The organism is Brevibacillus sp. NSP2.1 (genome assembly GCF_000470975.2).
In the GTDB taxonomy this organism is placed as follows: domain Bacteria; phylum Bacillota; class Bacilli; order Brevibacillales; family Brevibacillaceae; genus Brevibacillus; species Brevibacillus agri.
Window position 1 is genome coordinate 662,173 of record NZ_CP048274.1, and the last position, 13,973, is coordinate 676,145.

Annotated in this window: 12 protein-coding genes; 11 read left to right on the forward strand and 1 reads right to left on the reverse strand. The window is 51.0% G+C overall.

The window, feature by feature from the left end; genetic code table 11:
* Window positions 1-273: 273 nt before the first annotated feature.
* The 6 genes from M655_RS03235 (at window position 274) to M655_RS03260 (ending at window position 6,593) form a co-directional block, all read left to right on the forward strand.
* Window positions 274-825: a DUF5317 domain-containing protein gene (locus M655_RS03235; protein WP_025844288.1), complete on the forward strand. Its 552-nt coding sequence runs from the start codon at window positions 274-276 to the stop codon at window positions 823-825.
* Window positions 809-2,146, forward strand: a complete 1,338-nt coding sequence (locus M655_RS03240) for an HD-GYP domain-containing protein (RefSeq protein WP_025844290.1) — start codon at window positions 809-811, stop codon at window positions 2,144-2,146. The genes M655_RS03235 and M655_RS03240 overlap by 17 nt, the downstream gene beginning before the upstream one ends.
* Before the next feature lie 114 nt (window positions 2,147-2,260).
* Window positions 2,261-2,557, forward strand: a complete 297-nt coding sequence (locus M655_RS03245; RefSeq protein ID WP_141333637.1) for a hypothetical protein — start codon at window positions 2,261-2,263, stop codon at window positions 2,555-2,557.
* A 54-nt stretch (window positions 2,558-2,611) separates the two neighbouring features.
* Window positions 2,612-3,871 (forward strand): argininosuccinate synthase, encoded by a 1,260-nt coding sequence (locus M655_RS03250; RefSeq protein WP_005829883.1) that lies wholly within the window; start codon window positions 2,612-2,614, stop codon window positions 3,869-3,871.
* The gene (gene argH / locus M655_RS03255) at window positions 3,868-5,313 is read left to right on the forward strand and encodes an argininosuccinate lyase (protein WP_005829884.1); all 1,446 of its coding nucleotides are present in this window, start codon (window positions 3,868-3,870) and stop codon (window positions 5,311-5,313) included. Before M655_RS03250 ends, argH begins: the two co-directional genes overlap by 4 nt.
* A 167-nt stretch (window positions 5,314-5,480) precedes the next feature.
* Window positions 5,481-6,593, forward strand: coding sequence for a GerAB/ArcD/ProY family transporter (locus tag M655_RS03260; protein ID WP_005829885.1), 1,113 nt, complete (start codon window positions 5,481-5,483; stop codon window positions 6,591-6,593).
* 52 nt (window positions 6,594-6,645) lie between these two features.
* On the opposite strand, the gene M655_RS03265 is transcribed toward M655_RS03260, so the two are convergent.
* A complete protein-coding gene (locus M655_RS03265; protein ID WP_026557528.1) occupies window positions 6,646-7,803 on the reverse strand; it encodes an iron-containing alcohol dehydrogenase in 1,158 nt (385 codons plus the stop codon).
* 349 nt (window positions 7,804-8,152) lie between these two features.
* Here M655_RS03265 and ftsE point away from each other — a divergent pair, with 349 nt between their 5' ends.
* The 5 genes from ftsE (at window position 8,153) to M655_RS03290 (ending at window position 13,896) form a co-directional block, all read left to right on the forward strand.
* The gene (gene ftsE, locus M655_RS03270; protein WP_005829887.1) at window positions 8,153-8,839 is read left to right on the forward strand and encodes a cell division ATP-binding protein FtsE; all 687 of its coding nucleotides are present in this window, start codon (window positions 8,153-8,155) and stop codon (window positions 8,837-8,839) included.
* Window positions 8,829-9,725, forward strand: a complete 897-nt coding sequence (gene ftsX, locus M655_RS03275) for a permease-like cell division protein FtsX (RefSeq protein ID WP_025844303.1) — start codon at window positions 8,829-8,831, stop codon at window positions 9,723-9,725. Before ftsE ends, ftsX begins: the two co-directional genes overlap by 11 nt.
* A 25-nt stretch (window positions 9,726-9,750) precedes the next feature.
* Entirely contained in the window at window positions 9,751-10,950 is a 1,200-nt protein-coding gene (locus tag M655_RS03280) for a murein hydrolase activator EnvC family protein (protein ID WP_025844305.1), read from the forward strand.
* Between the two features lie 97 nt (window positions 10,951-11,047).
* Window positions 11,048-12,517 (forward strand): S41 family peptidase, encoded by a 1,470-nt coding sequence (locus tag M655_RS03285; RefSeq protein ID WP_007777953.1) that lies wholly within the window; start codon window positions 11,048-11,050, stop codon window positions 12,515-12,517.
* A 110-nt stretch (window positions 12,518-12,627) separates the two neighbouring features.
* Window positions 12,628-13,896, forward strand: coding sequence for a PDZ domain-containing protein (locus tag M655_RS03290; RefSeq protein ID WP_025844307.1), 1,269 nt, complete (start codon window positions 12,628-12,630; stop codon window positions 13,894-13,896).
* The last annotated feature ends 77 nt before the right edge of the window (window positions 13,897-13,973 follow it).

Below are 13,973 nucleotides of genomic sequence, written 5' to 3' on the forward strand. Positions count from 1 at the left end.
TCCACCCTTCTCGCAACCAGTGCGGAAGGAAAGACGGAGCAGAGGCTGTACTTGGTCGCTTGGCCTCTGACTTGAAAACCAGTAGCGAAGCCAGCTTTCTCCACTATGCACGTAAGGAGGGGAATAGAGATGAAAAAATGGTTCGCGGCGATTTTGATGGTGGTAGCGATCGTGGCTGCTACTTCTGCAAACTTCCATATCGGATAATAAATTTTCGAGGAAACACCGCTTGCTTGAGTGGTGTTTTTTCTTAAACCTTTGGAGGCAAGCGAGATGCTTTTGGATGTAATTTGTTTATCTTTTATTGTTGCTTTAATACGAGGGGGGAGAATAAAGGAATTTCCTAAGTTTAATAAAGTTGCGTTGCTCATCATTACGATTGTTCTCCAAGTTTGCGCTGCATTTTTCCCAACAATGGGAGGCATTTTCATTTCTATCGCGTATGTATTTATATTGGCATTCTTGATGTTTAACAGAGAGTTCGAAGACATGCGCATATTTTTGATCGGATGGTTTCTTAATGCAATTGCTATTTGGACAAACAATGGAAAAATGCCTATAGATTTAGAGCAAGCAAAAAAGTTACCATATGATCTAGAGCCCGTTATCAATGGGACGAATTTTAAGCACAGTGTCTTGACGGAAAGTTCCAATTTGCCATTTTTAACAGATGTAATTTATATGCCCGTGATCATTCCAAGGGTAATCAGTATTGGAGATATCTTTATTATGTTAGGAGCCTTTTTGCTTGTTCAGCGCTTAATGAATAAACCTATCTCGCTATTACAGCTTCATGAAGGTAAAAGATATGCGAAAAAAAATTAATCTCTCTAACCTGATAAAGGGCATTGTAGTGCAGTTTGGCTTTGTTATAGCTGCAATCTGTATTTTTTACAGCTCAATATCGGAATGGGAGCCCAGAGAACATTGGGGAGTATTGTTTACCTATACTCTCCTCACTATCTTTTCCTGTTTTACACCTGTGCGAATTTCCAACACTATTTTGACAGTAAATAATGCTGTCATTTTTTCGGGGATCTTGTTATACGGTGTTTGGGTAGGGGTATGGACTGCGTTAATTGAATCCGTTATCATTGCTTTTCTGGTGAGGTTTCATCCTTTAAAAGCAGCTATTAACATTGGGCAGCTACTAATGACGATTTGGGTAGTAGCTGCTTTGAATGAGTGGATTAACAGTTTCGGTACAATCTCTCCCATCATATCGGATATATTTTTAGCAGTAGTTTACTGGTTTGTAAACCTTATGTTATGTGGATTGGGGATATCTTACTTCTATCAAAACAGTTGGGTCCAAACAGTGAAGGCGATGGCCAAGGGGTTCACCTCTACTTATTTGTTGCTTATGATTTTAGCAGGCGTAGGTTCCAGGCTAGTAGAGACTTACGGACCACTGACATTGATTCCGATGATGATTGCATTTTTTACAATTAATCATGTTTTTCATCATTACTACGAGAATCTTCAAAGGCTTCAACAAAAGGTTGAAGAGGTCAAATCTTTTAACCACAATTTTCTTACAGCCATGGCAGCCTCCATCGACGCCCGCGATCACTATACCAGCGGACATTCTCAACGGGTTGCTCACTGGGGAAAAGAAATTGCCAAAGAAATCGGATTGCCTGCGGATAAAGTGGAGGAAGTGTATGTTGGAGGCATCCTGCACGATATCGGCAAGATTGGCATCGCAGATGAGATTCTCAATAAAAAAGGAAAATTAACACCTGAGGAATACGATACGATTAAACAGCATACGGTGATAGGATACGAAATTATTTTGCAGGCAGGTATGTTTCATGAGCTTCTGCCTGCGATACGATCACACCATGAACGAATGGACGGCAGAGGATACCCTGATGGTTTGATGGGGGATGAGATCCCGCTCATTGCGAGAATTTTGGCCATATCCGATTCGTTCGATGCGATGGTGGCAGATCGGCCTTATCGAAAAGGGTTGCCGGTCGAGGAAGCCCTTCAGGAAATACGCAGAGGAGCAGGAACGCAGTTCGATCCGGAGCTGGCCAGCCATTTCGTTGCGATAGTGGAAAGACTGCCGCGAGAGGAACTGCAGTGCATTATTGGACAAGAATTAAATCCAAAAAAACAGTTACAGGAGGCAAACAGCTAGCTGCCTCTTGTAACTGTTTTTTGTTTGGACGCTTGCAAAGCAACGGCCAGATTTGGATAGCGGCCATTCAATTTTTGCATAAAAACGTTTCTATGCATGGGACGAGGTACTGGATTGCGCGTTCAATCAATGAAAACCCACTATGATCCTTCCGGGAAAAAGGCTTGCATAAAGGACAATACAGACGGAGAATCAACAGAATTTTGGCTGGCAAACAACGACGCGGAAGCGGTATTGCAAGATCAGCTAAGCCTTGCTACACGCCAAAACCAGCCCCCTTGCAATCAACACGACAACTCGGAAAAGCAAAAGCGCCAGAAGGGATACCGTCCTTTCCTCAGGAAAGCGCTTCCTGATTTTGTCTGCGAAAATATCGCGAATAAACAAGAAAAGTGGTTGTATTTTTATTAACTCGTTTGTATAATTACTCACATGAGAGATACTTCGAAACGGGGAGAGAGAATGATGGCAAAAGATAAAATTGTGTTGGCCTATTCTGGCGGTTTAGATACATCGGTAGCAATTAAATGGTTGCAAGACACCTACAATTTCGACGTAATCGCAGTTGCGCTCGATGTAGGCGAAGGGAAAGACCTGGATTTCGTCCAGAAAAAAGCGTTGCAAGTAGGCGCGCTCAAATCGATCGTCGTCGATGCCAAGGAAGCTTTTGCAGAAGAATTCGTTCTGCCAGCCCTGAAAGCAAACGCGATGTACGAAGGCAAATACCCGCTCGTATCGGCTTTGTCGCGTTACCTGATTTCCCGCGTGCTGGTTGAGATCGCGGAAAAAGAAGGCGCGGTAGCGGTAGCGCACGGTTGCACAGGAAAAGGAAACGACCAGGTGCGCTTCGACGTATCCTTCACAGCGCTCAATCCGAACCTGAAAATCGTGGCGCCTGTTCGCGAATGGGGCTGGACTCGCGACGAAGAGATCGAGTATGCGAAAAAGAACAATATCCCGATCCCGATTGATCTGGACAACCCATACAGCATTGACCAAAACCTGTGGGGCAGAAGCTGCGAGTGCGGCGTTCTGGAAGATCCGTGGGCAGCGCCGCCAGAAGGCGCGTACGATCTGACGAAGTCGATTGCAGATGCGCCGGACGAAGCAGAAGAAATCGAAATCACGTTTGTCCAAGGCAAGCCGACTGCCCTGAACGGCGAAGAGCTGCCTTTGTCCGAGCTGATTTTGAAGCTGAACAAAATCGCTGGAAACCACGGCGTAGGCCGCATCGACCACGTGGAAAACCGCCTGGTGGGGATCAAATCCCGTGAAGTGTACGAGACGCCTGCTGCCACAACCCTGATTCTGGCGCACCGCGAACTGGAATTTTTGACACAGCCTCGTGAGGTAGCGCAGTTCAAGCCGATCATCGAGCAAAAAATGTCCCAGGTGATCTACGAAGGTCTGTGGTACTCGCCAATTCGCAACGCGATTCAGGCGTTCATCGAAGAAACGCAAAAACACGTGACTGGCGTTGTACGCGTGAAGCTGCACAAAGGCCATGCAATTGTAGTGGGCCGCAAGTCTGCCTCTTCGCTCTACAGCCATGAGCTGGCGACTTACAACGCTGGCGACCAGTTCGACCATAAAGCAGCGCTCGGCTTCATCAAGCTGTGGGGCTTGCCAACAAAAGTGTACGCAGAAGTGAACGAAGGCGTACTGCATGAGAACAAAAACACCGCGATCAAGATTTTGGATGAAAAGGATGCGATCACGCAATGAAACTGTGGGGAGGACGCTTCACGAAGCCGACGAATCAGCTCGTAGAAGAATATACAGCTTCTATCTCTTTTGACCAGAAGATGTGGCGGCAGGACATCGTCGGCAGCCTGGCTCATGTTGCCATGCTGGGCAAGTGCGGCATCCTGCCGATGGAGGAAGTACGTCAAATCATCGCGGGCTTGAAAAAAGTCAAAGACAAAATCGAGCGCGGGCAAGCGGAGTTTTTGGTTGCTCACGAAGATGTTCATATGAATATCGAAAAAATGCTGATTGAAGAGATCGGTCCGGTGGGGGGCAAGCTTCACACCGGACGGAGCCGCAACGACCAGGTCGCACTCGATATGCACCTGTACTTGAGAGAAAAGCTGATGGAGATCATCCAGTTGGCCATGTATTTGCAGGAAGCGCTGCTTGAGCAGGCCAGTCAGCATCTCGATACGGTTATGCCTGGCTATACGCATCTGCAGCGTGCGCAGCCGGTTTTGTTCGGCTACCACCTGATGGCGTATGTCTCCATGCTTCAGCGCGATATCGAGCGGATGACAGAAACGTGGAAACGGGTGAATGTGCTGCCGCTTGGCGCTGGTGCGCTGGCGGGCACGACCTTCCCGATCGACCGGACGTTTGTCGCGGAGATGCTGCAATTCGACGGCATTTATCAAAACAGCATGGACGCGGTGAGCGATCGCGATTTCATCGTGGAGTTTTTGGCGGACGCTTCCTTGCTGATGACGCATTTGTCCCGTCTGTGTGAGGAACTGGTCATCTGGAGCAGCCAGGAGTTTTCTTTTGTAGAACTGGACGATGCGTTCTGCACAGGCTCCAGCATCATGCCGCAAAAGAAAAATCCGGACGTCGCCGAGCTGGTGCGCGGAAAAACGGGCCGTGTCTACGGCAACCTGTTCGGTCTTTTGACAGTGCTCAAAGGCTTGCCGCTCGCGTACAACAAGGACATGCAGGAAGACAAGGAAGGCATGTTCGATACGGTGGCGACGATCCACGGCGCTCTCGCTTTGCTGACGCCGATGATTAAGACGATGCAGGTGCGGACGGAGCGCATGCGCCAGGCTGTCACCAACGATTTTTCCAATGCGACCGATTTGGCGGACTACCTGGTGCGCAAAAACATGCCGTTCCGCCAGGCTCACGAGGTCGTCGGCAGAACTGTTCTGTACTGCATTGAGCAGCAAAAATATTTGCTGGATTTGACGCTGGAGGAGTTCCAAAGCTTCTCGGGAGTCATCGGGGCAGATGTGTACGACGCGCTGGCAGTGGAAACCGTCGTGAACGCCCGCAACGTGCTGGGCGGAACCGCGCGCAATCAGGTCGAAGCCCAAATTGCCTGGTATCAGGAAAAATGGAAAGAGACACAAGTCTGGGTCGATAAAAACAGCCAGAAAGTGATGATCGAGTCGCTGATTGATGTAGGATCGCCAGCGTAACCGATTAGACGGCAGAAAATGAGTACGGATAGGCATACCAGCCTGTCCGTTTTTTTTGTGCAAAAATTTTTTGGCGTGGCACGAGAGGCTTTCTTGGCGTTTAGCTCGGTTGGTCTGGGGCAATAATTGTGAAAAGGTCATAGGGTCGAAAGCGGGCAAAAAACACCATGCTAGAGAATTACAAAATCAGTCCCCGACAATTTATGATGCTGGTTACCCTTGTCACGATTGGCGATTCCGTGCTCGTCCTGCCCGCCATTGCGGCGGAGCTCGCCAAACAGGACGCCTGGATTTCGGTGACGGTCGGGCTGCTGATCGGACTGGGCAATGTTCTTTTGATGATCGCAGTAGGCAAGTGCTATCCGAATGAAAGCTTCTTTTCTTTTATAGATAACATGTTTGGGCGAGTGTTGGGCACGGTGATTACACTTTCCTTTGTTTGGTACACATTTTTTTCGGCTGCGGCACACGTCCTGGAGACGGGCGATTTTGTCGGGACGTATTTGTTGAATGACACGCCGAGCATAGCCATTCAACTGCTGCTCGTCAGTCTCATCATGTTCGGAGTGCGCCTGGGGCTGCAAACTGTCGCTGATTCCGCGCAAATTTACTTTTACGGGTTCTTTTGCTTTTTCGTGCTGCTGATGCTTTGTCTGATTCCCCAGGCAGACGTAGCCAGACTGCAGCCGGTGCTGGAAAATGGCTGGAAGCCTGTTTTGGCAGGCGCGATTCCGTCCATTGCTTTTCCGTTTTCTGAGCTGGTTATTTTTTTGGCGATCTTGCCATACGTATCCCCGATTCAGAGGCGAATGCGGTATTTTTTGAAAGGCGCATTTTTAGGCGGGCTTGTGCTCGTACTCGTCATTTTAATGTGCATTCTCGTCCTGGGGGCAGACATGACAGCAAGACACGGGTACCCTTCGTATGTGCTCGCCAAGCAAATGAAGATCGGGCTGTTCATCCAACGGCTGGAAGCGATTTTGGCCGTAGTCTGGTTCATCGCTGTCAACGTCAAGATCATGATTTACAGCGTGTTTTTTCAACTGGGGCTGCGGCATGTGTTTCGGATTCGGGAAATGTCTGTACTGACCTTGCCGTACATGGTGATGCTGCTGGTGATGGCGAACATTTTCACGCCGAACATGGTCGTGTACGTGCACATCATCTCGCAGTACTGGCCGTTTTACGATTTTACCTACTCGATTGCCCTGTTGCTTTTGCTCCTGATCGTTCACAAGTTGAGAAGCAAGTATGGTGATCGGAAAAGAAGCCCATCCTAAAAAACGCCGCGACTCTCATGGGAAGAGTGCGGCGTTTTTGCTTTTACAACTTTTACAAAGCCATGCGCAAAATTTCGCGGACATCTTCTTTGGTCAATGTTTTGAACTGACCAATCGGGCCAAACGGCGTCGCTTTTTCCGCCATCAGCTCCAAATGCTCGTCTGTAATTTCGTAGTCCGCCAAACGGGTCGGCGCTCCGATGCGGGCAAAGAACGCTTCTGTTGCCGCAATTCCTTCTAACGCCACTTCCTCGTCTGTTTTGCCGGCGGGATCGACATTCCACACCTCCACGGCGAAGCGGACGAAGCGGGCGACGTTTTCGCGATAGACGTAGCGCATCCATTTCGGGAAGATGATCGCCAGGCCGCCGCCGTGCGGAATGTCGTACACGGCGCTGACGGCGTGCTCGATGGAGTGGGTAGCCCAGTCAGTTGTCACGCCGACAGGCAGCGTGCCGTTGAGCGCCATCGTTCCGCAGTACAGGATGTTGGCGCGGGCATCGTAGTCGTGCGGGTTTTCCAGGACGCGCTCGGCGTTTTCAATGACGGTTTTCATGATCGACTCGGCGAAGCGCGTCTGGAGCGGAATCTCGGTTGTATGCGTGAAATACTGTTCGAAAACGTGCGACAAAATATCGCTGATTCCGTAGATCGTCTGATCGCGCGGGACGCTGAACGTATTTTCCGGATCGAGGATGGAGAAGGTCGGGAAGGTGGTGCCAGCCCCGTGCTTTTCTTTTGTTTCCCAGTTCGTAACGACGCTGCCTCTGTTCATTTCCGAGCCTGTTGCGGCCAGCGTCAGAACGGTGCCGAGAGGCAAGGCTTTTTCGGCCACTGCTTTGCGCGAGTAAAAATCCCACACATCCCCTTCGTAGGGGACGCCGACAGCTACTGCCTTGGCCGCGTCAATCACGCTTCCGCCGCCAACGGCGAGAATCCAGTCGACCCCTTCTGTCCGGCACAGATCAATCCCTTTTTTCACCGTGCTAAGACGAGGGTTCGGCTCGACGCCAGGCAACTCCAATACGCGGCAGCCCGCAGCTTGCAGAAGCGCTGTGACCTTGTCGTAAAGACCGGAGCGCTTGATGCTGCCGCCGCCGTACACAAGCAATACCGTGTTGCCGAGCTGCTTGGCTTTTTCCTCCAGTTGGGCCAACTGTCCCCGGCCGAAAATAAGTTGTGTCGGGTTGTAGTACACGAAGTTTTCCATCTTGCCAGCTCCTCTCATACTCATGCATACATTCATTGTAGCGGACTGCCCTGACCCGTGCCAGCGAGCGATGTGCTGCTGTAATTTTTTGGACATTTCATGTCGGATGGAAGAGAAACGAGGCGGTTTCGACAAGAAATGAGAGATTTAGTGGATACCATCCGCGAAACAGGGTGGTATAATAAATAAGATGGGTAACCTCGCTGTTTTTCAACAAGGTATGGCAACGGTTGCCCGAGGGAAGAGGGGTTTTGTCGATTTTGCCTGAAAAAGCAGCATTTCGGCGGAAAAACAAAAAATCAGGATCAAGAGAATATAGAAGGATCTGACAATGTAGGATGTGATTTGCTTGATCGAGATGTTTGATGTTTGGAAAACGTACCCGAATGGCACGAATGCTTTGAAGGGTATCAACATTCGGATTGAAAAAGGCGAATTTGTGTATGTGGTTGGGCCGAGCGGCGCGGGAAAATCCACGTTCATTAAGCTCATGTACCGCGAAGAGAAGCCGACCAAGGGCCAAATTTTTCTCGGCGGATTCAATGTCAGCCGGATCAAGGAACGGCAAATTCCGCTCGTTCGCCGCAGCATCGGGGTTGTCTTCCAGGATTTCAAACTGTTGCCGACACTCACTGTATTCGAAAATGTCGCATTTGCGATGGAGGTAATCGAGAGTAACCCGAAGCAGATCAAGCCGCGCGTCATGGACGTGCTGGGATTGGTCAAATTGAAGCACAAGGCGAAAATGCTGCCAAACGAGCTGTCTGGTGGCGAGCAGCAACGGGTGGCACTCGCGCGGGCGCTGGTAAACAACCCGGGCATTATTATCGCGGACGAGCCGACGGGTAACCTCGACCCGGAGACGTCCTGGGAGATCATGAAGCTGTTTGAGGAAATCAACCAGCGCGGTACGACTGTCGTCATGGCGACGCACAACCGGGAGATTGTCAACACGATGAGAAAGCGGGTCATTGCCATCGAGGCAGGACAGATCGCCCGTGATGAGCAGAGAGGGGATTACGGTTATGAAGATTAGAACGCTGGGACGCCATGTCCGTGAAGGGGTCAAAAACCTCGGCCGGAACGGCTGGATGTCGTTCGCGTCGGTCAGTGCCGTTACGATCACCCTTTTCATTTTGGGCGTGTTCCTCATCTTGGCAATGAACGTCAACTACTTTGCCAAATCAGTCGAAAAACAAGTGGAAATCAGAGTCTTCATGGCGGACCTTACCCCCAAGGAAGACTTGCAAAAATTCGAACAGAGCGTGCGCAACATGCCGACGGTGGAGTCCGTCGAGTTCATTTCCAAGGACGAAGGCTTGAAGCAGTTCAAGGAAAGCATGGGCGACAAGGCGTACCTTTTTGACGGCTTGGAAAAGGGAAATCCGCTTCCCGATTCTTTTGTGGTCAAGACGAAGCTGCCGCAAGATACGCCGGCAGTCGCCAATCAAATCAAGCAAATGAAATCGGTCAGAAGCTTGAACTACGGGGAGGGGACGGTTGAAAAGCTGTTCGCTGCCACTGACACTGTGCGAAACGTCGGGATCGGCTTCATCGTCGGCCTGGGCTTTACCGCCATGTTTTTGATTGCCAACACGATCAAGCTGACGATTGTCGCGAGACGCCGAGAGATCGAGATCATGAAGCTGGTTGGCGCGACAAACTGGTTTATCCGCTGGCCGTTTTTTGTAGAAGGACTGCTGATGGGAGTGTCCGGGGCGCTGATCCCGATCATCATGCTGACAGTTGGCTACTACTACCTGCTGGATGCTATCAATACCAGCTTCGAAGCTTCCCAACTGTTCAAACTGTTGCCATTGTACCCATTGGTATATCAGGTAGCCCTCGCTTTGCTGGCGATTGGCGCGTTTATCGGAATCTGGGGAAGCTTGGTGTCTGTGCGCCGCTTCTTGCGAGTTTAACATTGGAAAACGTGGGAGGAGTATCATGAGAAAGAGGATCCTATACACACTCTTAATCACCGGCCTCTTGGCTGGTTCTGCGATCCCGACTAACGTGAGCTGGGCAGCCAGCAAAGCATCTTTGGACAAGATCAATCGCGAGTTGAAGGAAATACAGCAAAAGAAGAAACAACAGCAGCAACAATTGAAGCAAACCGAGCAGCAGATCAGTGTCGTGCAAAAGGAACAGCAAGATTTGCAGACGCAACTGATGACGATCGACCTGCGCCGCAACGAGGCGCAAAACAAGCTGGACAAGCTCGAAAAGCAAATGAATGAAACAAAGGAAAAAGCTGCCGAGGCGCAAGATCAACTGGACGAGGCGAAGGATCGGGTAGCGAAGCGGGAAACGCTGCTGAAAACCCGGGTAAAATCCATGTATGAACGGGGAAATGTCTCGTACCTGGACGTGCTGCTCGGATCGTCCGACTTTGGCGATTTTCTGACCCGCATGGAGGGTTTGCAGTTGATCCTTGAGCAGGATACGCGTATCCTAGAAGACAATATTCGCGACAAAGAAACGATCGAGACGAAGAAGAAAGAAATCGAGCATCAACTGACCGTTTACGCGGGAATGCTCGACGAGGCGGAAGCGCTCAAGGCTGAACTGGACAAGCAGTACAAGCAAAGTCTCGTGGTCAAGGCCGAACTGAAGAAAAAAGAGGCCGCACTGGAAGAAGACCTGGAGCAGTACGGACAGCAACTGATCGAAATCACACGTCAGGAAGCCGCCAAATATGCGGAGCGTGTGCGCGCGATGAGCGCGTCCAGCACAGGGTACAAGGGCGGCAAGCTCGGTTTGCCGATCGCGGACGGACAGTTTCGCTTCAGTTCAGGCTTCGGGATGCGGTCAGACCCGTTTACAGGCCGTTCTGCTGGGCATAATGGTGTAGACATGGCAGCACACAAAGGAACGCCGATCTTGGCTGCGGCTGACGGGGTCGTCATTTTCGCAGGGTATTCCAACGGCTTCGGGAATACGGTAATGATTAAACACAGTGCGGAGATCACCACGCTCTACGGACACATTCGCGAGGGTGGCATCAAGGTTTCTGTGGGACAATCCGTATCGAGAGGCCAAAAAATCGCCGAAGTAGGCTCTACTGGCCGCTCTACCGGAAATCACCTTCATTTTACCGTCTACAAAAACGACGTTGCCGTCAACCCTATGCCGTACCTGAAATAGTCAAGCAACGGGCAGCCAGACAAATATTGCTAACGGCAAATGCATACACTAGCAGCATATCTTTTTGCCGGTAGCACAAAGGATGGTGACGTGAGTAGTGAGATGGAAAGGACGTACCGTATTAGCGCTTGTGCTCATCTCGATGGTGGCCAGCAGCTTTTTGACCATAGCGATGATGAAGACATCAGCCAGCGCGAACGCAACTCAGAATGGGGCGCTGACTGCGTCCACAGGCGCGGTGTTTTCGGGAGGCTCGGAATATCCCCAGGAGTTCAAGAAGCTGTATGAAGCGTTTACAGCGATTAAAAAAGACTACATTCAAACGGTTACGAATGAACAGTTGGTAGAAGGCGCAATCGGCGGGATGGTCGGAGCTTTGGAAGATCCGTACAGCGATTACATGGACCCGAAATCAGCCGAAGAGTTTACCTCGACGCTGCATTCGACTTTCCAGGGAATCGGCACAGAGGTCACGATGCAAAACGGACGGGTTACCGTCGTCTCGCCGTTCAAAGGTTCTCCGGCCGAGCGTGCGGGTCTTAGACCGAACGACCAGATTTTGAGCGTCAACGGAGAATCGCTGGAAGGCTTGGATCTGCATCAGGCCGTGACCAAAATTCGCGGGCCAAAAGGAACGAAAGCCGTTCTGAAGGTCGTTCGCGCAGGAGTGGCAGAGCCGCTCAACATCGTGTGCATTCGTGACGATATTCCAATCGAAACGGTGAATAGCCAAATTATCGAGAAAAACGGCGTAAAGGTCGGCGTGATCGGCATTACCCAGTTCTCGACGGAAACAGCCAAGCACTTCAAGGAGCAGCTTGCTTCCCTGGAGAAAACGGGAATCGGCGGCCTCGTCATCGACGTGCGCGGCAATCCGGGCGGCTATTTGCTGGCTGTCAAAGAAATCGGAGAAGTGCTCGTGCCGAAAAAAGGCGTCATCGTCGCCATTGAGTACGGTGCTGGCGGGCAGCAAAAAGAAGAGTACCGCTCGACAACGGATGCTGCCAAACCGTATCCGATTGCGGTCCTGATTAACGGCGGAAGTGCCAGTGCCTCGGAAATTTTGGCCGGGGCGATGCGCGACAGCGGCAACTACAAGCTGGTCGGCGAAAAGAGCTTCGGAAAAGGCACTGTCCAAAGCACGATGGAAATGACGGACAAGAGCCAGCTCAAGCTGACCATCGCCAAATGGGTCACCCCAAGCGGCGAATGGATTCACAAAAAAGGAATCGAGCCGGACTTCAAGGTCGCGCAGCCTGATTATTTCAATGCGACGCAGTTGCCAGCCGACAAGGAGCTGGCCCGCGACATGGCAGGCGCTGACGTGAAGAACCTGCAACTGATCCTGACCGGACTGAAATTGTCGCCAGGCCGCGATGACGGCTACTTTGACGAAAAGACCGAACAGGCGATCAAGCAGTTCCAGACGGCGAAAAAGCTGCCTGTAACCGGAAAAGTGGACGCGGCGACCCGCAGTCAGCTCGAAGAAAGCTTGCGCGAAACGATGCGCAAGCCGGAGAACGATCTGCAATTGCAGAAGGCGCTGGATGTCGTTACCGGCAAATAGGAAAAATAATCAAGAACAGGGAAGCAGGGAAATTCCGCTTTTCCGTAGAAATGATAACCACGGCAAATCACATGTCGTGGTTTTCTTTTTTTCCATTTGAGGTGAGGCAATTGGCGATTCAGGCAGATATGCTTTCCATTGCATATGGCTTTGCCGCATTTTTTCTCAATCCCGTTTTTTACCTCTTTCTCGGCTTCATTTACTTGCACTATCGCAGACAGATGAAGCTGGAAAGGCAGCTCTTTGCCGCACGCATGCAGTCTCCGCTCCTTTCGACAATCCGCGCAGTAGGGATGGGCGTGGCAGGGGGATTGTGCATCTCTCTTCTCGCCGCAGGACTGGGAGTCGTCGTGCAGGCGCAGGATTTGTGGATTTTATGGGCATTGGCCCTTCTTTTGGCGCTGGTTCGCTTGCGTTTTCTCTGCTTTGCTTATGCGGCGGGTCTGCTGACGGTTTTCCATGTAATTGCCCAACTGTTTCCGGGTTTGCAGGACGTTCCTGGTCTGGGCAGTGTGTGGACAATGCTGCTGCAGGCGAAGCCGATTCCGCTCCTTGCCCTGGTAGCCATCATGCACTTGATCGAAGCGATGCTCGTCCGCTGGAACGGAGGCAGGGACGCTTCTCCGCTGTTTGTCGAAGGACAGCGCGGACGAATCGTCGGGGCTTACTTGTTGCATTCTTTTTGGCTGACTCCGCTTGCCCTGTTCGTCCAGGTGGAGCCGGGGACGATCAGTGGCGCGCTTTATCCGGGTTGGCCGTTTTTTTCAGGCGAGCTTGCTTCCTTCGGACTGATGCTGCTGCCGACGGTTACGGGTTTTTCGGATATGACCCAGACGATGACACCATTGGAAAAGGTCAAGCAAATTTCCAAAAACCTTACCTGGTACGCAGTCGGGCTTTTGGCGCTTTGCGCCCTGTCCGTCTTGTTTGCCCCGCTCGTTTTGCTCGCTGCCCTGTTTGCGTTGTTCGGGCATGAAGCGTTGTTTTTCTGGAGCCAGTGGAAAGAAAGGAAGCGTTCTCCTTACTACATCCAGTCTTCACGCGGCATCAAGGTCATGGGAGTCATCCCGGGCACGCGGGCAGAGGAGATCGGGATTGCGACAGGAGAAATCATCGTGAAGGTCAACGGCATTCCGGTGCGAGACAAGGAAGACTTGTACCCGGCGTTGCAGGCCAATCCGGCTTTTTGCAAAATGGAAGTGCTCACGCGCGAAGGCGAGATGAAGTTTGTGCAGTGCGCTGTCTACGCGGGCAATCACCATCAATTGGGAATCATCGTGGTGCCGGACGCAACGACTCGCGTATTTGTCGATTTGAAACGATCCAGCGTCGTCGAGCTTATCAAGCAGAAGCTGGAAAAACTGAATGTCGGAGCTTGATGTATCGAACGAGAGAAGGGGAGAAGGTATGCGCCAACGGTTGCGTGCCTTCTTTTTTTTGGATAGACAGGTTCGAT